This window comes from Marinobacter mangrovi (genome assembly GCF_016798325.1).
Classification (GTDB): Bacteria; Pseudomonadota; Gammaproteobacteria; order Pseudomonadales; family Oleiphilaceae; genus Marinobacter_A; species Marinobacter_A mangrovi.
In genome coordinates this window covers 596,304-616,080 of record NZ_JAERVO010000001.1, presented here as the reverse complement: position 1 = coordinate 616,080, position 19,777 = coordinate 596,304, and the positions used below count along the sequence as shown (strand labels likewise).

18 protein-coding genes and 1 tRNA gene are annotated in these 19,777 nt (G+C 60.0%); 7 read left to right on the top strand and 12 right to left on the bottom strand.

Features of this window, described 5'->3' with window-relative positions; all coding sequences use genetic code 11:
- Nucleotides 1-62 precede the first annotated feature (62 nt).
- Nucleotides 63-794 (bottom strand): flagellar basal body L-ring protein FlgH, encoded by a 732-nt coding sequence (locus tag JL474_RS02775; protein WP_203140834.1) that lies wholly within the window; start codon nucleotides 792-794, stop codon nucleotides 63-65.
- Nucleotides 795-961: 167 nt separating this feature from the next.
- On the opposite strand from JL474_RS02775, the gene JL474_RS02770 reads away from it, so the two are divergent.
- Together JL474_RS02770 and JL474_RS02765 are read left to right on the top strand one after the other, a co-directional pair.
- The gene (locus tag JL474_RS02770; protein ID WP_203140833.1) at nucleotides 962-1,651 is read left to right on the top strand and encodes a response regulator transcription factor; all 690 of its coding nucleotides are present in this window, start codon (nucleotides 962-964) and stop codon (nucleotides 1,649-1,651) included.
- On the top strand, nucleotides 1,648-2,982 hold the full coding sequence (locus tag JL474_RS02765; RefSeq protein WP_203140831.1) for a HAMP domain-containing sensor histidine kinase: 1,335 nt from the start codon (nucleotides 1,648-1,650) through the stop codon (nucleotides 2,980-2,982). The genes JL474_RS02770 and JL474_RS02765 overlap by 4 nt, the downstream gene beginning before the upstream one ends.
- Here the strand turns inward: JL474_RS02765 and JL474_RS02760 are convergent.
- Both JL474_RS02760 and JL474_RS02755 read right to left on the bottom strand, forming a co-directional pair.
- On the bottom strand, nucleotides 2,979-3,749 hold the full coding sequence (locus JL474_RS02760) for a TetR/AcrR family transcriptional regulator (RefSeq protein ID WP_123633419.1): 771 nt from the start codon (nucleotides 3,747-3,749) through the stop codon (nucleotides 2,979-2,981). The two genes, JL474_RS02765 and JL474_RS02760, sit on opposite strands and share 4 nt — an antisense overlap.
- Nucleotides 3,750-3,957: 208 nt before the next feature.
- Complete coding sequence (locus tag JL474_RS02755) at nucleotides 3,958-4,563, bottom strand: DUF924 family protein (RefSeq protein ID WP_203140830.1); 606 nt, start codon at nucleotides 4,561-4,563, stop codon at nucleotides 3,958-3,960.
- 131 nt (nucleotides 4,564-4,694) lie between these two features.
- Here JL474_RS02755 and JL474_RS02750 point away from each other — a divergent pair, with 131 nt between their 5' ends.
- From JL474_RS02750 to JL474_RS02735, 4 genes are all read left to right on the top strand, one after another.
- Nucleotides 4,695-5,072 (top strand): sirohydrochlorin chelatase, encoded by a 378-nt coding sequence (locus tag JL474_RS02750; RefSeq protein WP_203140828.1) that lies wholly within the window; start codon nucleotides 4,695-4,697, stop codon nucleotides 5,070-5,072.
- Between the two features lie 17 nt (nucleotides 5,073-5,089).
- Nucleotides 5,090-5,992: a TIGR01777 family oxidoreductase gene (locus tag JL474_RS02745; protein WP_203140826.1), complete on the top strand. Its 903-nt coding sequence runs from the start codon at nucleotides 5,090-5,092 to the stop codon at nucleotides 5,990-5,992.
- A gap of 92 nt (nucleotides 5,993-6,084) precedes the next feature.
- Complete coding sequence (locus JL474_RS02740) at nucleotides 6,085-6,645, top strand: hypothetical protein (protein ID WP_203140825.1); 561 nt, start codon at nucleotides 6,085-6,087, stop codon at nucleotides 6,643-6,645.
- A gap of 95 nt (nucleotides 6,646-6,740) precedes the next feature.
- A tRNA-Glu gene (locus JL474_RS02735) sits at nucleotides 6,741-6,816 on the top strand.
- A 34-nt stretch (nucleotides 6,817-6,850) separates the two neighbouring features.
- On the opposite strand, the gene ald is transcribed toward JL474_RS02735, so the two are convergent.
- Nucleotides 6,851-7,978 (bottom strand): alanine dehydrogenase, encoded by a 1,128-nt coding sequence (gene ald / locus JL474_RS02730; protein ID WP_203140824.1) that lies wholly within the window; start codon nucleotides 7,976-7,978, stop codon nucleotides 6,851-6,853.
- 396 nt (nucleotides 7,979-8,374) lie between these two features.
- Here ald and JL474_RS02725 point away from each other — a divergent pair, with 396 nt between their 5' ends.
- Entirely contained in the window at nucleotides 8,375-10,795 is a 2,421-nt protein-coding gene (locus JL474_RS02725; RefSeq protein ID WP_123633425.1) for a bifunctional diguanylate cyclase/phosphodiesterase, read from the top strand.
- 102 nt (nucleotides 10,796-10,897) lie between these two features.
- Here JL474_RS02725 and der read toward each other — a convergent pair whose 3' ends face one another.
- From der to rlmN, 8 genes are all read right to left on the bottom strand, one after another.
- Complete coding sequence (gene der / locus JL474_RS02720; protein WP_203140823.1) at nucleotides 10,898-12,316, bottom strand: ribosome biogenesis GTPase Der; 1,419 nt, start codon at nucleotides 12,314-12,316, stop codon at nucleotides 10,898-10,900.
- A 55-nt stretch (nucleotides 12,317-12,371) separates the two neighbouring features.
- A complete protein-coding gene (gene bamB / locus JL474_RS02715) occupies nucleotides 12,372-13,535 on the bottom strand; it encodes an outer membrane protein assembly factor BamB (protein ID WP_123633427.1) in 1,164 nt (387 codons plus the stop codon).
- On the bottom strand, nucleotides 13,535-14,185 hold the full coding sequence (locus JL474_RS02710; protein ID WP_203140822.1) for a YfgM family protein: 651 nt from the start codon (nucleotides 14,183-14,185) through the stop codon (nucleotides 13,535-13,537). The genes bamB and JL474_RS02710 overlap by 1 nt, the downstream gene beginning before the upstream one ends.
- 46 nt (nucleotides 14,186-14,231) lie before the next feature.
- A complete protein-coding gene (gene hisS / locus JL474_RS02705; RefSeq protein ID WP_407944042.1) occupies nucleotides 14,232-15,488 on the bottom strand; it encodes a histidine--tRNA ligase in 1,257 nt (418 codons plus the stop codon).
- Between the two features lie 135 nt (nucleotides 15,489-15,623).
- Nucleotides 15,624-16,742 (bottom strand): flavodoxin-dependent (E)-4-hydroxy-3-methylbut-2-enyl-diphosphate synthase, encoded by a 1,119-nt coding sequence (gene ispG / locus JL474_RS02700; RefSeq protein ID WP_123633430.1) that lies wholly within the window; start codon nucleotides 16,740-16,742, stop codon nucleotides 15,624-15,626.
- A 24-nt stretch (nucleotides 16,743-16,766) separates the two neighbouring features.
- Nucleotides 16,767-17,816 (bottom strand): RodZ domain-containing protein, encoded by a 1,050-nt coding sequence (locus JL474_RS02695; RefSeq protein ID WP_203140821.1) that lies wholly within the window; start codon nucleotides 17,814-17,816, stop codon nucleotides 16,767-16,769.
- Nucleotides 17,809-18,570, bottom strand: a complete 762-nt coding sequence (gene pilW / locus JL474_RS02690) for a type IV pilus biogenesis/stability protein PilW (RefSeq protein ID WP_328797763.1) — start codon at nucleotides 18,568-18,570, stop codon at nucleotides 17,809-17,811. Before pilW ends, JL474_RS02695 begins: the two co-directional genes overlap by 8 nt.
- An 85-nt stretch (nucleotides 18,571-18,655) precedes the next feature.
- Nucleotides 18,656-19,768, bottom strand: coding sequence for a 23S rRNA (adenine(2503)-C(2))-methyltransferase RlmN (rlmN, locus tag JL474_RS02685; RefSeq protein WP_123633433.1), 1,113 nt, complete (start codon nucleotides 19,766-19,768; stop codon nucleotides 18,656-18,658).
- Between the last annotated feature and the right edge of the window lie 9 nt (nucleotides 19,769-19,777).

Below are 19,777 nucleotides of genomic sequence, written 5' to 3'. Positions count from 1 at the left end.
GGACATTTCCGTACTGCAGCCTGTCAGCAGGATTGAAACGAGCACCCAGTTGGCCATCCGCATCAGAAGGGCCAAATGTCTGGATCATTGAGTTTGTCGGCAAACCATCCCTGACGCTGACTGTTTGCCAGCGATCCGGTGCCGGAGTATTCGATCCTCGCGTTGGCGATTTTCGACGACTTGATGGTGTTATCCGGCCCCACATCCTTGGCGCGAATAACGCCCGTCAGGCGGATATACTCCTTGCCGTTGTTGATCAGCATCCACTTGTCGCCGCGCACCAGGAGGTTGTTGTTACGCATGACCTTCATCACCGCCACAGTCAGTTCGCCCTGGAAGCCGTTGCTCTGGGTGGCCGATCCGTCGCCCTCGAACTTCTGTTGCTGATCCACGTTCAACTTGACCTCATTGCCCCCGATTTCCAGGTTGCCGCCCGGCACCCCGATTGGGTCGAGATTGAATTCACTGGTCTTCTTGAGACTGGTCGAGCCTTTCTTGGTGGCTTTGGTCGACTCCTGCAACTCGACCGAGATGATATCGCCCACCTGAAAGTGAGAACGCTCGACATACAGACTCGGAGTCTGGCCGGGAACGTAAATCGACCCGGTCGGGGCGGCATCCATCGGCACCGCGCCCGGCTCCGACGTGGCAAAGTAGGGATCATCCGGATCCGGATCATCCAGTTGACCCAGCGGATCGCCGGGTTGGGGCATGGTGCTTGACTCATTGACGGCTGCGCAGCCGCAGAGCCACAGCGGAAGGCTCAGACAGGCAATGACCAGATAACGAGGCACACGCACTCCAATGTGGGACGAATGGAACACAACTCTCTGAATGATAGGGATCTGGACGTTTCGTGCGGTTAAGCCAGTGTAAAGTTTTTGAAAAACCCGGGTTTACACAGGACAGTGCAGCGGCCAATACCGATAATGGCGTTGCTGTAGCAAGGGGTAAGCCGCCAATGAAGAATGTTCTGCTGATCGATGACGACTGCGATCTCACCGCCATGCTGGCGAACTTCCTGTCGAGCGAAGGGTTCAAGGTAAAGGCTGTTCATACCGGCGAAGAGGGCGAGGCCGAAATATTCACCGGCCATTACGATATTGTCGTACTGGACATCATGCTCCCCACCATTACCGGCATCGAAATTCTGCGGCGCGTACGCGCTCGCAGCGATATTCCGGTGCTGCTCCTGACAGCCCGGGGCGATAATGTCGACCGCATTGCCGGCCTGGATCTCGGCGCTGACGACTATGTGCCCAAACCCAGCTCACCGGGCGAACTGGTGGCCCGCTTGCGCGCCATCCTGCGCCGAACCGGCCGCGACCAGAACACCGGCACCGACCGTGCGGCGATCAAGGCCGGTCGACTCACGGTCTGGCCGGCACGACGCAAGATCGAATGGCAGGGCCAGCCGCTCAACCTGACCAATACAGAATTCAATCTGCTGGAAGAGCTGGCCAGCCAGGCCGGCCGGCTGGTGAGCAAGGATGACCTCTCCAGTAATGCGCTGGGGCGCCCCCTCACCCGTTTCGATCGGCGCATCGATGTCCACATCAGCAGCATCCGCCAGAAACTGGGGCAACGGGATGACGGAGACTCCTGGATACAGACCGTACGCGGACAGGGCTATGTGCTGGTGACCGAATGAAGCCCAGCCGTCTGTTCTGGAAACTGGTGCTGGCCTTCTGGCTGGCGCTGACGCTGTCTTTTTTCGTCGGGGCCGTGGTGATGCACCTGAGCAATCCCGACCACCCGACACCCGAAATGATGGATACCCTGATGGTGGTCCATCAATCCCAGCGCATCATCGAAACCGAAGGCTATGAGGCCGCCCTGCCCCTGTTGCGAACGCGCCAGCATGCCGACGACATCACCCTGGGATTGCTCGACGATAGCGGACACCTCATCGCTGGCACCCGGCCTGACACAATCCAATCTACATTCACTGCCGTCGACAACCTCGGCCGTCACTACCGGTTGGTGGCCGATCACCCGCTGAAGATGCAGCATCCGCCACGCCCCACCGCCCTGGTGCCGATGGGCATCGGCGCCATCATCAGCATCCTGTTCAGTCTCTTCCTGGCCTGGTACCTGTCCGGCCCCCTGAATCACATCAGTCAGGGCTTGCGCTCCGTTGGCGCCGGGGAACTGTCCACGCGCATCCAGCCGCTGATGGGCCGTCGCCGTGACGAGATTGTGGCATTGGGTAACGACTTCGACCGGATGGCCAGCCAGTTGCAGCACCTGATGGATGAACGCAAGCAGTTTCTCCACGATATTTCCCATGAGCTGCGCTCGCCGCTCACGCGGTTGCGGGTCGCCATCGGCCTGCTTTCCCGGTCGCCGGAGATGCAGCCGGAGATGCTGCAACGGATTGACCGGGAGTCGGAACGGCTGGATCGGCTGATCGAGGAGCTACTGACGTTGTCGCATCTGGAAGCGGGCATCGACGACATCGCTTCGGAGCGTGTCGACTTGATCGAATTGCTGAACGTGATTGCCGAAGACGCCGGTTTCGAAGCCAGCACCAAAGACGCAACGGTTTCGCTGGAATATGACGGTCCCTTCGTGACAACCGTCAGTGGTGAACTGCTGTGTCGCGCGTTCGAGAACGTGATTCGCAATGCGGTGCGGTTTACGGCCCCCGGCACGGCTGTCCGCATTGTGACCTGGATTGATCCGGCCGATGATCAGCTGCATGCGCAAATCTGCGACAGTGGCCCGGGCGTTTCCGATGAGTGGCTGGAGCGGATTTTCGAGCCCTTCCAACGCGGGCCCGAGGTGGGAACCGGCTCGGGTGCGGGCCTCGGGCTAGCCATCGCACGCCGTGCCATTGTTATGCATGGCGGTCACATTTCCGCAGGCCATGCTCCCGGTGGCGGCCTTTGTGTCACCATCACCCTGCCGCGCGTGCGGGAAGACAGGCAGGCAAAGCCAACAACACAATGGACCGATCAGCCGACGACTGAAAGTGGCTAGTAAAGCGTGCCGTTCAGGTTGCCAGTCTCTGGCGCTGTGACGTCGCCGCCCGTTGGCGCCACGCCCATTAACATCCCAATGACCCGTTGCAGCGTTTCTTCCACGAAACTGCTGCTGAACCGCTCACGGAACAGCAGGCCATCGTACCCCATCCCCGACACCACACTGATCAGGAGCGCGGCGTCCCGGCGAGGGTGATGCGTTCCCAAGCGTTTCATGATGGATTCGACGCCGTCCAGCCAGGCTTTGCGATATTCCTGGGCCAGCGGCTCCAGCCCCGGCTCCCGCATGGCTTCCGCCAGGAACGCCTGTTCGGTCAGGACCGAAGACGTGTTGTCCCGGATCTGCTGCACGAAATACCGGGCAATATAGGTCGCCAGCTCAGCCGCCAGGCGTTCCCGCCCCTGCAGGCTGTGCAGACTGCCCCGCACAAGGGCGCGGTCTATGAGGCCGTTGAGCCCACTATAGAAAGCCTCCAGTTCGCGATTCGCCTTTTCTGCGAACAGCATGAAGGCGTCCTGGATGAGTTCTTCGATGTCCTTGAAATAATACGTTGTCGAGGCCAGGGGCACGTCCGCCAGTTTGGCAACCGGTCGATGCTTGATCCCCCTCACGCCCTCATGGGCGGCTATTTCCAGCGCTGCCTCCAGAATCTTGCGCCGACGGGTTTCACTTTTGGCACGCGCGGCCTTCCGACCGTGGTAGTGAATGGATTCCTGCAACGCCCCGCCGACAACAGACTCAGCACCCGGCTTGTCGTCCGTCATCACTCTGTTCCGTTCTTGCTTGTTGACTCCAGGGCCATTTTTCTTTTTTTGTGCATGCCCTGTTGATTGGATTATAGGGTAGCGTCCTGCCGGTGTTGTACGAACTGGAGACCGTTAACGATTTATTAAAGGCAACCCCATCGGCGGATGCGTGTTCCTACCACCCTATTCTGACGAAAAAATCGACAGAAAATAGTGACCGGGATCATTATTGACCGAATCGCTGCCCGCCGTCGGCCAGGTAAGCCACCTCCGCCTCTGTGGAATGGCGCCCCAACAACGCGTTTCGATGGGGAAAACGGCCAAATTTGGCGATGAGATCCCGGTGCTGGCTGGCCGATTGATAGAAAGAAGACAAAACATCCCGCAGGCGACCGTCCGCCGTTGCCATCAGTTGTTCGTACAGCGCCACGCCTTTTTCCTGATCCGCCAGCTTTTCCGAATGCTGCAACGGCATCAGGAAAAAGCCCCGCTGGATCAACGGCAGCTGCACGTCCAATCCCTTGTCCAGTCCCTCCAGGCAGCACCGACGAGCGAGGGCGTCATTGTCGAACGCCATGGCCCGGCCCCGATGGATGTTGCGTGAGAACTGGTCCAGCAACAGGATTTCCGCCAATGCGCCCGTCGCATCGCTGCGCCACTCCGACAGGCCCTCCTCGGAGGCCACCAGCACCAGGGGCAGGAACCGGCGCCGGATTTCCCAATCGAACGATCGACTGGACTTGAACCAGCGTTCACGATGGTGGGCATCGGGCAGACCGTCCCGATCGAGCTCACCGAACCAGAAATAAATGACTTCCTGCGCTGACAGCATCTTCATCCTCCCTACGACGCTTACCCTGCCCACATGCTCCAATCCGGCATACTATACGTAGAGCATGGGTAAACGTCAGTTCGGGGCCCTCAAGGCCATCCATCTCATTTTACCAAGGAGTGACCCGCAGAATGTCAGATCACCGCGTCCTATTGCTCGCCCATGGAAGCAGCGATCCCCAATGGTGCCGAACCTTTGAAAAACTGGCCGCGCCGAGTCTGGCGTCCGTGCCCGATTCAGCCATTGCCTATATGGAACTGAGCGAGCCGTCGCTGGATGACGAAGTCGCACGGGCCGCGCAGGACGGTGTGGCCCGGGTGACGGTGTTGCCGTTGTTCCTCGCTGCGGGCCGCCACCTTCGCAAAGACGTGCCCGCCATGCTGGACCGCCTGGCAAGCGAACACCGGGTTGAAATCAGCCTGGCAAGCCCCGTGGGCGAGCATCCTTTACTGGGGGATGCCATTCGCCATATCGTGGAAGAGACCCTCACACAGACATCGTCCCACTAACGCTGGAGTCACCAAAGATGACGCAGCACATCCTGATCACCGGCGGAACCGGCTTTATCGGGCAGCGGTTGTGTCCCGAACTGCTGAAACGGGGTTACCGTCTTACGGTATACAGCCGCAAATCCGACGATGACGTCCGCGCCCTCTGCGGTCGGGTCGAGTCTCTCCACGATCTGGCCGACATTCCTCGCCTCGATGCCATCGACGCCGTCATCAACCTGGCCGGTGAAGGTCTTGCCAATGCCCGCTGGACCGACAAGCGCAAGCGCATCCTGCGGGAGAGCCGGATTGACCTGACACGGTCGCTGGTCGATGCCCTCACTCAGCGCGAGCAACAGCCCGGCGTCTTTGTTTCAGGCTCCGCCATCGGTTACTACGGCAGCCACGGCGGGGAACCGGTGACCGAAGATGCGCCGGTAAACGACGACTTTGCCCACCGACTCTGTGCCGACTGGGAAGCGGAGGCCCGCCGGGCCGAAGAACTGGGCAGCCGGGTCTGCCTGTCCCGAACTGGCGTCGTTCTGGGTCCGGATGGTGGCATGCTGGACCGTCTGTTGTTGCCTTTCCGACTGGGTCTCGGCGGCCGCCTCGGCGATGGCCGGCAGTACCTGTCCTGGGTCCACCGCGACGACGTGGTGAATGCCCTGATCTGGATGCTGCAAACCCCGGACGCCAGCGGCGCCTACAACGTGGTCAGCCCACACCCGGTCACCAACCGGGCATTCACCCGAACGCTGGGCCAGGTTCTACATCGTCCAACCCCCTTCCCCATTCCGGCGTTTGTCTTGCGTACGGCATTGGGCGAGTTGTCCGCCATGCTTCTCGAAGGCCAGCGCGTTATGCCCGCCAGGCTACAGCAGGCAGGATTCGGCTTTACTCACCCCAATCTGGAGGAAGCCCTGAGCAGCATTATCGATTAATGGCGGTTGTCGGCGAGATTGCGCGACACCTCACATCAGCATGGCAGGGGCTCTGGTAGCCTCATCGTATCCGTATCAAAGCTGGTTGTTACATGCGTTGCACCGTTCCCCTGTTGGCGCTCACCGCCATTCTGCTCCTGCCAGAGGCCGCTTTGGCGAGCCCTCGCGGAGCGCAGAGCTTTGAAACCTGCAGCATGGTCACCAGCGAGTACATTACCGTTCTGCAGCTGATTCGCCAGGGCTTCACTGGACAGCAGTTGACCGATAACTTACCCGGGCTGGACAAGCCGGGGGCTGAGCGCGTCCGTCTATTGGAAAAGGCCGTGAAAGACGAGGGTCTGGAGGAGACCTTTTCAGCGGTCAATGCCGAGTTCGCCCGTTGCAGCAAACGGGTCTACCAGCGCCGGGGAAAACCGGAACCAGACAGCCGCGAAGGCCATTTCTACTTCTGCGCCGGCGAGAACAAGTTACGCTACGAAATCCTGATGGCTGCGATCCTGGATGCGGATATCGATGCCGTCCTCGGGCAGGTTCCGGCCAGTCGTGAACGGATCACCCGGGCGATCTTCAAACTGCAGGCCAACCAGGGCCCACTGGCCGCCTTCGACGCCATCGGGGACGAACTCAAGTACTGTCTGAATGGGACCAGCTAACGACTCAAACTTTTTTCCAAAAAACGTTTGACAGCGCCGGGGGCCTTACTTAATATACGCGCCACCTCGACGAGGCAAGCTTTTCAAGCAGATGCGTCCCCTTCGTCTAGTGGCCTAGGACTCCGCCCTTTCACGGCGGCAACAGGGGTTCGAACCCCCTAGGGGACGCCATTTTCTCTCCCTCCCGTTTCCGGGAAAGCCAACATCACCCCAACTTTGACAACATCCTGTCCGGGGCGATGAATTCCAGATCCTGAGCCAACGCAACGCCTTCACAGGTCAGTTTCCCCTGCGCGACATTCAGGCCAGGCAGAAAGCCCGCATCTCCCTGCAGTGCCTGGCGTACTCCCTGATCCGCGAGTTTCACGACATAAGGCAGCGTGGCATTGGTCAGCGCCAGCGTCGACGTTCTCGCCACAGCCCCGGGCATGTTGGCAACGCAGTAATGCACGACACCGTCCACCACATAGGTGGGATCATCATGGGTCGTCGGATGGGACGTTTCCGCACAACCGCCCTGGTCAATCGCCACATCCACCAGCGCCGAGCCATCCGGCATGACACCCAGCAGATCCCGCGTGATCAGCCGTGGCGCCGACGCGCCGGGGATAAGAACAGCACCAACCACCAGATCCGCTTCCGCAAGCACCGTTTCGATCGCGTCCCGTGTCGAGTAAAGGGTGGTGATCAGCCCCCGGTAGTGCTGATCCAACTCACGGAGCACGGGGACCGACCGGTCCAACACGGTCACCCGGGCGCCAAGCCCAACGGCCAACTGCGCCGCATTGCGACCAACCACACCGCCGCCGATCACCACCACGTTGCCGGGGTGGACGCCGGGCACCCCGGAGAGCAGGACACCGCGCCCGCCACGCACTTTCTCCAGTGCCTGCGCCCCCGCCTGAATGGCCAGCCGACCAGCGACTTCGGACATGGGCGCCAACAACGGCAGGCTGCCGTGGCGGTCGGTGACGGTTTCATAGGCGATGCAGGTGGCTCCGGATGCCAGTAGATCCTGCGTCTGATCCGGATCCGGCGCCAGGTGCAGGAAAGTGAACAGAACGTGGTGGGGTTTCAGCAGCGCCCGCTCCTGGGCCTGGGGCTCCTTCACCTTGATCAGTAACGACGCCCCTTCGAAAACCGTTTCGGCGTCGGGAACGATACGGGCTCCGGCCCGCTCGTACAGGTCGTCCGAAAACCCGGACCCGTCGCCGGCCCCCTGCTGGACCAGCACATCGTGACCGTGTTCAGTGAGCTCGCGAGCCCCGGCGGGCGTGAGCCCGACCCTGTATTCGTGGTTCTTGATTTCCTTGAGTACGCCGACCGTTGTCATCACACCCTCCCGAATGCACCGTGAATGGGTCGCTGAAAAAGGTTTCTTCAGTATAGGAGAGACAGGGAATTCCGCAGAACGCCATAACCCTCTGTCATTAAAGAATGAATCCTGCTTCGCTCAATGAAACAGAGCGTATTGCGGCCAATCCATCGACAAGGGGGTAACAATGAACAGAATATGAACAATGAACACCCGTTCATCTCTCAACTTTTGCAAAATCACACAGTTAATTGATGAAGCCCAAGGGCATTCAAGAAAATCAACTGCTATAGTCCTTTATGGAAAGCACCTCTGTTTCAAGCTGATCGGCTGAGCGCAGAAGCTGTACCGCCCCTATCCAACGGCACGCTTTTCCGGCGGGACCGAGACTATGTATTTGATGACTTCGACAACATGTCAAACCTGTCGACGAGACTAAGCCAATTCAAGACCAGTTCGCCGCTGTCATTCCGGTTGCTGGCGTATATCCTGCTATTCAGCTCTCTGTTCACGCTGTTTGCTTCGGCGATTCAGGTGTACACCGATTTCCGCAAGGACGTGTCCCTGGTCGACGAACGTATGTCCGTCATCGAAACCAGTTACGCCAGCAGCCTGTCGCGCAGTTTGTGGGCCCTGGACCAGAAGCTTCTGCAGGTGCAGATGGAAGGCATCCTCAGTCTTCCGGATATCGTCCACCTGCGCCTGAAAATCTACCCTGACTCCGAAGTGGTGATGGGAGAAGTCCCCAGGGAAACCTCCACCATGACCCGCACGTTCGTGCTGACTCATGAAGGGGACGAGCTGTACAAGCTGGGTGAGCTGACCATTACCGCCAGTCTGGCCGATATTTATCAGGACCTGCGCCGAAAGGTGCTGGTTATCCTGACCACCCAATTCTTCAAGACCTTCTTCATTTCGGTGCTGATCATCTGGGTCTTCCAGTACTTCGTGACGCGCCACCTGACCACCATGGCCCAGTACGCCCGCAGCTTCTCGTTGCGGAACCTGCAGCAACCGCTGGCACTGGACCGTCCGGACACGGAGGTCAACCGTCGCGACGAGCTGTCCCAGGTGGTGGATGCCTTCAATCAAATGCGCGAGCGATTGAATGAAGACATGCAACGTCAGGAAGAGGATGCCTCCGAGATCCGAAAGCTGTCACTGGCTATTGAGCAGAGCCCGTCCTCGGTCATCATCTGTGACCGGCACTGGCACATTGAATTTGCCAACCACAAATTCTCCCAGCTGACCGGTTTCACGCTCGGGGAAATTCGCGGCAAGCACCCGGGCATGCTGACCAGCGATACGTTCTCCCAGAGGGAAAACCAGCAGCTCTGGCAAAACGTTCGACTGCAGGTCCAACGCGTTGGTGTCTGGCAGGGGGAAATCAACAGCGCCCGCCGCAGCGGCGAGCGCTTCTGGGAACAGGTGATCGTTACGCCGATCAAGGACGTGGACGGCAACCCGACCCACTACCTGATCCTCGGCGAAGACATCAGCATCCGCAAACGCTACGAACAGCAGCTGCTGCGCCAGGCCAACTATGACATTCTCACCGGCCTGCCCAACCGGATGCTGGCGCTGGATCGCCTCAAACTGGCCTTGGCCCAGGCCCGCCGTGAAGAAACCCTCGTCGGGGTGATGTTCCTCGACCTGGACAACTTCAAGCACATCAACGACACCATGGGTCACGAAGCCGGGGACAACCTGCTGATCGAGGCCTCCCGCCGTATCTCCAGCTGCCTGCGGGGCACCAGTACCGTGGCCCGTCTGGGCGGCGACGAATTCCTGGTCATCCTGCCGGGGCTTCACGAGCCTGACGCGACCGAACAGGTGGGTGACCGCATCCTGCAGACCTTCGCCCCACCCTTCCAGTTGAATGGCCAGGAAGTGTTTGTCAGCACCAGTATCGGCATCGCCATTTACCCCACCGATTCCGACAACAGTGGCAACCTGCTGCAGCACGCCGACGCGGCTATGTACCAGGCCAAGAGCAAGGGCAAGAGTGCCTATGAACGGTTTGCCCCGGAGATGAAGGAAGTCTCCCACGAGCGGTTGCAGATCGAATCCCGCCTGCGCCGGGCGCTGGAACTGGATGAATTCGAACTTTACTTCCAGCCCATCGTGGAAACCGCCTCCGGCCAGTTGATCGGCGCGGAAGCCCTGATCCGCTGGAACAGCCCCACCATGGGCCTCATGATGCCGGATAAGTTCATTCCGCTGGCGGAAGAAACCGGCCTGATTATCCCCATCGGCGAGTGGGTGATTCAGCAGGCCTGTGCGGCTGCACGACAATGGCACGAGACCACGGGGCTGAAACTCAGCATCGCCGTCAACGTGTCACCACGACAGTTCCGCGACCCTTCATTCGTGGACGCGGTCAGCCGTGCGGTGTCGGAACAGCGACTGGATCCGGCCTGCCTCGAGTTGGAGATCACCGAACGACTGATTCTGGATAACACCATCGAAACGGCCGACATCCTGCGGCGCCTGGACGAGATGGGGGTGCGCCTCTCCGTCGATGACTTCGGCACGGGTTACTCCGCCCTGAGCTACCTGAAGTCCTACCCCTTCGACACGCTGAAGATCGACAAGTCGTTTATTCGGGACGTCATGATCGAGCCGGGGGATGCCGCGCTGGTCCGCGCGATTATCAACATGGCCCACAGCCTCGAACTGCAGGTGATTGCCGAAGGGGTGGAAGAAGAGGCCCAGACCCACTTCCTCAAGGCGCAGGGCTGCGACTACGCACAGGGCTACTTCTACAGCCGCCCGGCTTCCGCCGACTCGTTCGTGGAATGGATCCGCAACAACCACCGGGCATCCTGCACTTAGAACCCCCACGGCCAACGCAAACAAAAAAGGCGCCGGATTCGAGAGAGTCTCGAAACGGCGCCTTTTTTCGCGTTCGGAATCGCTTTCTGACGGGCTCGCAGCCTAGCGCGACTTCTTGCTCTTCTGCTTCTTCTTCGTCTTGCGAACGTGTTGCATCATGCGCTTTTTCTTCGCCTGTTGGCGTGGCGTGAGACGGTTCACCCGACCGGCAAACGGGTTCTCACTGGAACGGAATTCAAAGCGGATCGGCGCCCCCCGCACGTCCAGGACGCGGCGGAAGGTATTCTCCAGATAACGCTTGTAAGCATTCGGCAAGGCATCGGTCTGGTTGCCGTGCACCACCACCAGCGGCGGGTTGGAGCCGCCCTGGTGAGCGTAGCGCAATTTGATGCGACGTCCGTTGACCAGCGGCGGCTGGTGCTGGGTCAGCGCGTCTTCCAGGATGGCCGTCAGACGATTGGTCGGCCACTTGGCCATGGCCGACTCGTAGCACTCACCGATGGAATCGTACATCACGCCCACACCCGAGCCGTGCAAGGCCGAAATGTAGTGCTTGTCGGCGTAATCCAGGAACTCCAGGCGGCGGGCCAACTGCTCCTTGACGCGACCGCGCTGCTCGCCGTCCATCCCGTCCCACTTGTTGACGGCGATCACCAGCGAGCGGCCGGCATCCAGTACAAATCCGATCAGGTGCAGATCCTGGTCAACCAGCCCCTCCCGGGCATCGATCACCAGAATCACCACATGGGAATCTTCGATCGCCTGCAGCGTCTTGATGATGGAGAACTTTTCCACCGTCTCCCGGACGCTCTTGCGCCGGCGCACACCGGCCGTGTCGATCAGCGTGTACTCCTGACCCTGGCGCTCATAGGGAATGTAGACGCTGTCCCGGGTCGTGCCCGGCATGTCGTAGACCACCACCCGCTCTTCGCCGAGCATCCGGTTGACCAGCGTGGATTTACCCACGTTGGGCCGTCCGACCACACCAATGCGAATCCCCGGATAGCGCTCGGCGCTGTCTTCCTCGACCTCTTCCGCTGAAGGCAAGAGATCCTCCAGCATGGAGCGAATGCCACGATTGTGGGAGGCCGCAATCAGATAGACCGACTCAAACCCCAGCTGATAGAACTCGGAGGCTGCCACATCCGGATCCTGGCCGTCGGTCTTGTTGACCACCAGGTGGGCAGGCTTGCCGGAACGCCGCAGCTGGTTGGCAATCAACTCGTCGCCGGACGTCAGGCCGGCACGGCCGTCCACCAGGAACAGCACGATGTCCGCCTCTTCCACGGCGAGCATGGACTGGCGCGCCATTTCCGCATCAATGCCCTCTTCGTCCCCGGTCAGGCCACCGGTGTCGATCACGATAAAGCGCTGGCCTTCGTACTGGCCCTCGCCGTACTTGCGATCGCGGGTCAGGCCGGCAAAGTCGGCCACCAACGCATCCCGGGTGCGGGTCATCTGGTTGAACAGGGTCGATTTGCCCACGTTGGGGCGTCCAACCAGGGCGATTACAGGGGTCATAGAGCGTTCGTCAGTCAGAAAGTGGAATCCCGGCCGTGCACAGCCGGGATCGGATTCAGTCGGATTCGCGCAGCTTGAAGGCTGCCAGTTCACCACTGTTGCCGTAAATATAGATCAGGTCACCGTCAACGATCATCGGCACACGCAATCCGTCGTCGTCCACTTGCAGCTGGCCCTGCAGAGAGCCGTCCAACTGCGAGAGGATATGCACATAGCCTTCAAAGTCGCCAGTCAGCAGGTAGCCATCCAAAGAGGCCAGACCGGTGGTCTGCCGCCATTCCAGTTTATCCTGCGACCAGATTTCCTTACGGTTGAACAGACTATACGCACTGATCACGCCGTTCGATCCGGAAATGTACAGGTTGCCATAGTCCAGGGTTGGTGACTGGAAGCTGCTGGCCGCCCGTTTCCAGATTTCCTGGCCGGTGCGCATATCCACCGCGGCCACGTTACCTTTGTAACCTGTCACATAGGCTACGCCGTCGCGCACCACCGGTGTACCATCCACGTCAACCAGGCGTTCAAGCTCCGTCCGGCCACTGGGTTCACCGACGGAATACTGCCATATCGGCTGACCGGTATCGGTCAGCAGGGCGTACAGTTGGCCACTTGAAAAGGCGACCAGGGTGACTTCCGAGCCGACCCAGGGAGTCGCGGTACCCCGGAAACTGAGAACCGGGATAACGCCATCGTACTGCCATTTCTTTTCCCCGGTATCGGCATCGTAGGCCAGTGCCTTGCCGTCGATGGTCTGGACGACCACCACCGAGCCGTTGGACTGCGGCGGCGCCAGGATCTCGCTGGGCAGCTTGACCGACCAGACCTCTTCGCCTTTCTTTTCCCGGGACAGCGCCAGCAACTCACCCTTGCGTGAGCCCACATAGAGATGATCGGCATCCGCACCAACCCCGGCCAGGATGGGGCGCTCCAGGTCCGTTTCCCAGTTGTAGTCGCCGTTTTGCGGGTTCAGGGAGACCAGCTCACCATCACTGGAGACCGCGAACAGTTCCCCATAGGAAAGCACTGGCTGAAGGAACAGCAGCTGCTCGTCATCACCGTCGCCGACGGAGGTATCCCAGACTTCATCCAGCCAGACGCTGCTTTCAATCTCAGGCAGGGGCTTGGGCTGCTCGAACGTGTCGTTGGAGCTGCATCCAGCCAGCAGCCCCGCCAGGCCGACACCGATCAGGCACTGGCGAACAAGGCGCAGGCGCCGCATCAAGCATCCTCCCCAACGGCCATGTCGGCCATCTTCAGCTTGAGCAGCGGGCTCGGCGCACTGCCGGCAGCTTCGCTGGCTGCGGTGTAGGCCTTGCGGGCACCGTCCAGATCGCCCTGGGCGCGCAGGATGTCGCCTTCAAGCTCAGCATAAAGGGCCTTGTAGGCACCCGGATCCTTCACGGAACGCAAGGTTTTCAGGGCGTCGTCCGCCTGGTCCGCTGCGAACTGGGCCTGGGCCAGACGCTCACCGATCATGATCTTGAGCGGGCCTTCCGCCGCGTGTTCGCGGGCCCATCCAAGCGATTCAGCCGCTGCCTTGGGATCGTTTTTCTCGCTGAACTGGTGCGATGCCAGGATCAGCGAACCATAGACCGCGTAGGCGCTATCACTGTATTCGTCCTGGAGTTCCTTGGTCACGAACTCGATGGTCTTTTCCCGCTCATCACCCGCCTGCTGGTTCAGCGCGCTCAGCAATTGCTGGTACTGGGAACCCGCAGCGCTTCGCTCGGCCGCCTGATGGTTCTGCCAGGCCTGCCAGCCGAAGACGATGGCCAGGGCCGCGCCGATACCAATCAGCAGTGCACTGCCATTCTTCTTCCACCAGTCCTTGATCGCCGCGAGTTGTTCTTCTTCGGTACGCAATTCCACGTCAGTTACTCCGTCAAAACGAAAACGATTGATTCAGTATGTGGGATCAGTCTGCCGCCAGCAGCGCTGTCAGTGTGTCTGCCAGTTCGGACTGGCTGACCGCCTGTTGTTCGCCCTCACTGCGCAGGGGTTTGAGGCTGACGGTTCGGCTCTCGACCTCGTTGTCGCCAATGATCAGCGCGTAACGCGCGCCGCTGCGATCGGCCTTCTTCATCTGGCTCTTGAAGCTGCCGCCGCCGCAATGCAGCACAACCACCTGCTGTGCCATCGATTCCCGCAGCGCTTCGGAGACCTTTAGGGCCTCTGCTTCGCCGGCCTCACCCATGCCCATGACGTATACATCCGCATCGCCGCTGACCGAGGCGGGGACTCGTTCGAGGGTTTCCAGCATCAGCACCAGGCGCTCGATGCCCATGGCAAACCCGACAGCCGGCGTGGGTTTGCCGCCCAGTTGCTCCACAAGCCCATCGTAGCGGCCACCGGCACACACGGTGCCCTGGGCTCCGAGACTGTCGGTCACCCATTCGAAGACGGTCTTGCCGTAGTAATCCAGGCCGCGAACCAGTCGGGAATTCACCGTGTACTCAATACCGGCGAGCTCCAGGCGCTGTTTTAAACCGGCAAAGTGCTCAATGGATGCCTCGTCCAGGTAATCCACCAGATCCGGGGCGTCCTGCAGGATGGCCTGGGTCTCCGGTGCCTTGGAATCCAGGATGCGCAGCGGGTTGGTTTCCAGGCGACGCAGGCTGTCTTCGTCCAGCCGATCCCGATAATTCGACAGATAGTCGACCAACGCCTGGCGATAGGTCTTGCGGGCCTCGCTGGTGCCGATGGAGTTGATCTCCAGCCGCACATGGGGCGCCAGGCCCAATGCTTTCCAGAGACGCGCCGTCAGGATCAGCAATTCGGCATCGATATCGGGTCCGGTCATGCCGAAGCACTCGACCCCGATCTGGTGAAACTGCCGGTAGCGCCCCTTCTGAGGGCGCTCATGCCGGAACATCGGGCCGGTGTACCAGAGCTTGCGGGTCTGGTTGAACAGAAGGCCGTGCTCTTCCGCGGCGCGTACGCAGCCGGCGGTTCCTTCCGGTCGCAATGTCAGGCTGTCGCCGTTGCGATCCGCGAAGGTGTACATTTCCTTCTCGACAATATCGGTCACTTCGCCGATGGACCGCTTGAACAGGTCGGTCTGCTCAACAATCGGCATGCGGATTTCATGATACCCGTAATTGCGCAGCACGCGGCTCACGGTCTGTTCCAGGTACTGCCAGACCGGGGACTGGTCCGGCAGGATATCGTTCATCCCTCGAATTGCTTTGATCTTGGCCAAGGTGCTTTTCCAGTTAATTCGTCTGTCGGCTCGTCGAATACAGTGGGGAACGGACCGGGCCCGTCACCTGACAGGCCGGCGTAGCGGGATCAGACCCGGACCCACTTCTCAGTCATGGGCCCGGGCGATGATGGCGTCGTCCTGCTCTTTGCGGCGTTCGACCTCGTCCCGGATGAGCCTCTCGAGATTATCGACGAGATCTTCGTTATCCAGTTTCTGGTTGGGGCTCCCACCCACGTAAAGCAGGTTACGGGGGCTGCCACCGGTCAGGCCCAGATCCGCCTCTTTGGCTTCGCCGGGACCGTTGACCACGCAACCGATAATGGCCACGTCCAGCGATGTGTTGACGTCTTCCAGTCGGGCTTCCAGGTCATTCATGGTCTGGATGACGTCGAAGTTCTGCCGCGAGCAGCTTGGGCAGGCGACAAAATTAATACCCCGGGCCCGCAAACGCAGGCTCTTGAGGATGTCGTACCCCACCTTCACTTCCTGCACCGGGTCTGCTGCCAGGGAGACCCGAATGGTATCGCCGATACCGTCCATCAGCAGCATGCCCAGGCCGATCGAAGACTTGACGGTTCCGGAGCGAAACCCGCCGGCTTCGGTGATGCCCAGATGGAGCGGCTGTTCGATCTGTGAGGCAATCTGGCGGTAGGCGGCCACGGTCATAAAGACTTCGGAGGCCTTGAGGCTCACCTTGAAGTCCTGGAAATCGTGACGATCCAGGATATCGATGTGACGCATGGCGGATTCCACCAGCGCTTCCGGCGTGGGTTCGCCGTATTTTCTCTGGAGATCTTTTTCCAGGGAGCCGGCATTGACGCCGATCCGGATCGGGATATTGCGATCCTTGGCCGCATCGATCACGGCACGAACCCGGTCTTCGCGACCGATATTGCCCGGGTTGATACGCAGGCAGTCGACCCCGTATTCGGCCACTTTCAGGGCAATACGGTAGTCAAAATGGATGTCCGCCACCAGCGGGACCGAAACCTGTGACCGAATCCTCGAGAACGCTTCGGCGGCGTCCATGGTCGGTACGGAAACACGGACAATATCCGCGCCGGCCTGCTGCAGCGCTTCGATCTGCGCCACCGTGGCGTCGACATCGCAGGTCTCGGTGTTGGTCATGCTCTGGACAGCGATCGGCGCATCGCCACCAACCGGCACGTTGCCGACGTGGATCTGGCGGGACTGACGTCTTTTAATGGGAGATTCGTGTTTCATACTTTCCTGAATCGGTGGTCTGGATCAGTTTCCCAGCGTCAGGGAGACCCGGTTATTGGGCGCTGGATAGCTCGACAGGTCAACGGCGTCACCGTTAAAACTCAGGCTGACGACGTCAACCGCGCCCAGCACCACCTGAAAGGGGCCCTGACCTTCGTATCGTAATGATTCACCGGCGCGCTTGAGGGACGCTACAACTGTCGTCCCCTCTGCATTCTTGACGGATACCCAGCAATCACCGGTGAACGTTGCACTCAGCACATCACCGGCCGCCGCAACCGGCTGATCTTCGACCGGCGGCACCGGCTCAGGTTCACTGACGTCCGGCTCCGCGGTGTCGTTGGTCATTGTATTATCCGCCGGCGCTGCGACGGAACCCTGGTCAACAGGTTCCGGCGACATCGTTTCATCGGCCGGGGTCGATGCCATCTCTGGCTCCTGGGCCTGTTCGTCGGCCTTCGGAGCCGCGGGAGTGGGGGCAGCGCTGTCGGCAGACTCTTCCATAGCGGCTTTCGGCTCGTCGACACTGCCCTGCCCGGCCTCATCAGTCGTTCCGAAGGTGGCTTCCGGGTTGTCGGTGGCTCCGTCATCCGACGCCTGCGAGGTCTCTGCGGCGCCCTCGCCTCCCAGCTTCGGATACAACTCCATTTCCACGACGCGTGTGCCGATCACGGCCACCGCGGCAATCAGCAGAATCCAGATAATCCAGCGGGCGACACGACGCTTCTGCCGCTTTTTGCGTTCGATCGATTCTAGCGGATCTTCCCGGCGCGCCTGTTCGGCTTCCTCGCGCAACGGCTCCAGCTCCATGTCCAGCGTTTCCAACAGGCTTGTCGCGTTCAAACCGACCTGTTCGGCGTAGGCACGGACATAGCCTTTCAGGAAAAGCTCGCTGCCGATCTTGTCGTACTCGCCTTCTTCAATCGCCTGGATCACTGATGGACGAAGATGCTGACTGTCTGCGACGTCGGCCACGGTAATGCCCTTGGCTTCTCGTGCCCGACGCAGCTGATGCCCGACCTCTCCGGTCAGCGGCGCTGCCTCCGGTTGTTCCTGGGTATCATCATTAATCATTCGAAATCAGTGCTCTATACTGTTTGAGTTGTTCCGATTTTGGGTATTGCTTGCGCAGAAGTAAAGCCAGGCTGGCCTCACGGTTCTCATCGCCAAAATGATGCGCCAGGCGAAGCCCCGTCAGCAGGCTTTCCGGCGAGTGCTTCAGGTTGGGATTATGTTGCATCATCCCAACCAGTTGATTGTAGTAGTGCTCTGCGGATGCGTAATCGCCCTCGTTCACCAGCGATGTGGACAATGCCAGCAAATAGTTCGCATTTCCCCGGCTCAGGCCAACGGCTCGCTTGTAGCTCGCCGTCGCATCCTCGAAATCGCCCAGCTCATCCTGGGTCCGTCCCAGGTTGTAGAAAACCGAGCCGCGATCGTCGTATTCGGTATCCTTGGACGCCCGGGTGAACTGCGTTTCAGCGTCCTTGTAACGCCCCTGGTTGTAGAGGAAAGCCCCGTAGAAAACACGCCCACGCGTGTAGTTGCTATCACTGTCCAGGGCATTGAGGAAGGATTTTTCCGCCAGATCCGGTTCGCCTTCGGTCTGGTAGATCAGTCCCATGCCAGCCAGGGCACTCGGGCTGTCGGGGTTAATCTGAAGGGCCCGCTCCAGGTGGTCCCGGGCGCGGTCATAGTTGCCCTGCCCAATGTAAGCCATCCCCAGCTTGACGTAGTTCTCTTCCGCCTTCTGCTTATTCGCCTCCCTCGCAAACGGGCTGTCCGTCGTCGTGACACAGCCGGAAAGCGCCAGAAAACCCAGTACCACAAGCACTCTGACAACACAGACAGACAGACCAGGGACTTTCACGCTAAACAGATCCTTCTCGTTTTCGTTTTATAGGGGCGAACCATCATGGAGCAACATGGTGAACGGGAATATAACGCTGGCTGCGACGGGTCCGATCCTCAAACTGGCCAACCAGCTGGCCACACGCCGCATCAATATCATCGCCGCGCGTCGTACGCACGGTGGTGACATAACCTGCCTCATTCAGGATGCCCTGGAAGCGCCGTGTCGCCATCGACTTGGGACGCTTGAAGTCGCTTTCCGGGAACGGATTGAACGGAATCAGGTTGATCTTGCAGGGCAGCCCCTTCAGCAGCCGGGTCAGCTCGTGCGCATGCTCAAGGTGATCGTTAACGCCGGCAATGACCGTGTACTCGATCGTGACCTTACGCTTGTCCGGCAAACGAGCCAGATAGCGCCGCGTCGCCGCGAGAAGCTCGGCAATCGGGTACTTCTTGTTGAGCGGAACCAGCTTGTTTCGCAGCTCGTCGTTCGGTGCGTGCAGGGAGATCGCCAATGACACGTCGGTCAGTTCACCCAGACGATCCAGTGCCGGCACCACGCCGGATGTACTCAGCGTCACCCGACGCTTGGAAAGACCGTAAGCGAGGTCCTCCATCATCAGGTTCATCGCATCGACGACGTTGTCGAAGTTCAGCAGCGGTTCGCCCATCCCCATCATCACCACGTTGGTGATCGGCCGATCCCCGGCGGATTCAAACGGCATGAACGAGCGACGCGCCACCCAGACCTGACCGATGATCTCGGCGGCAGACAGATTCCGGTTGAACCCCCGCTTACCGGTAGAGCAGAACGTGCAGTCCAGACTGCAACCGATCTGTGACGAGACGCAGAGAGTGCCGCGCTCGCCATCCGGAATCAGGACGGTTTCGACGCTGTTGCCGCTGTCCATTCGCATGACCCACTTGCGGGTGCCATCCTTCGACGTTTCGTCGTAGACCACTTCCGGCCCACGAATCTCGGCAACTTCCTTAAGTTTTTCACGTAACGCCTTGCTGACGTTAGTCATTTGATCGAAGTCATCCACACCGTGTTGGTGCATCCACTTCAGGATCTGGGTCGCCCGGAATTTCTTCTCGCCCAGCGATTCAAAAAAGGCTTCCAGTTTGGCCTTCGGCAACCCCAGAAGGTTGGTTTTTTCGGCCGGCGATGTCATGGTCATAAC

Coding starts and splice junctions, on each gene's coding strand:
- rlmN (WP_123633433.1), bottom strand. CDS start 19,768: ATGACATCGCCGGCCGAAAAAACCAACCTTCTGGGGTTGCCGAAGGCC.
- JL474_RS02765 (WP_203140831.1), top strand. CDS start 1,648: ATGAAGCCCAGCCGTCTGTTCTGGAAACTGGTGCTGGCCTTCTGGCTG.
- JL474_RS02755 (WP_203140830.1), bottom strand. CDS start 4,563: ATGCTGTCAGCGCAGGAAGTCATTTATTTCTGGTTCGGTGAGCTCGAT.
- JL474_RS02760 (WP_123633419.1), bottom strand. CDS start 3,749: ATGACGGACGACAAGCCGGGTGCTGAGTCTGTTGTCGGCGGGGCGTTG.
- ald (WP_203140824.1), bottom strand. CDS start 7,978: ATGACAACGGTCGGCGTACTCAAGGAAATCAAGAACCACGAATACAGG.
- JL474_RS02745 (WP_203140826.1), top strand. CDS start 5,090: ATGACGCAGCACATCCTGATCACCGGCGGAACCGGCTTTATCGGGCAG.
- hisS (WP_407944042.1), bottom strand. CDS start 15,488: ATGAACGATATCCTGCCGGACCAGTCCCCGGTCTGGCAGTACCTGGAA.
- ispG (WP_123633430.1), bottom strand. CDS start 16,742: ATGAAACACGAATCTCCCATTAAAAGACGTCAGTCCCGCCAGATCCAC.
- JL474_RS02740 (WP_203140825.1), top strand. CDS start 6,085: ATGCGTTGCACCGTTCCCCTGTTGGCGCTCACCGCCATTCTGCTCCTG.
- JL474_RS02770 (WP_203140833.1), top strand. CDS start 962: ATGAAGAATGTTCTGCTGATCGATGACGACTGCGATCTCACCGCCATG.
- JL474_RS02725 (WP_123633425.1), top strand. CDS start 8,375: ATGTCAAACCTGTCGACGAGACTAAGCCAATTCAAGACCAGTTCGCCG.
- JL474_RS02695 (WP_203140821.1), bottom strand. CDS start 17,816: ATGATTAATGATGATACCCAGGAACAACCGGAGGCAGCGCCGCTGACC.
- bamB (WP_123633427.1), bottom strand. CDS start 13,535: ATGCGGCGCCTGCGCCTTGTTCGCCAGTGCCTGATCGGTGTCGGCCTG.
- der (WP_203140823.1), bottom strand. CDS start 12,316: ATGACCCCTGTAATCGCCCTGGTTGGACGCCCCAACGTGGGCAAATCG.
- JL474_RS02750 (WP_203140828.1), top strand. CDS start 4,695: ATGTCAGATCACCGCGTCCTATTGCTCGCCCATGGAAGCAGCGATCCC.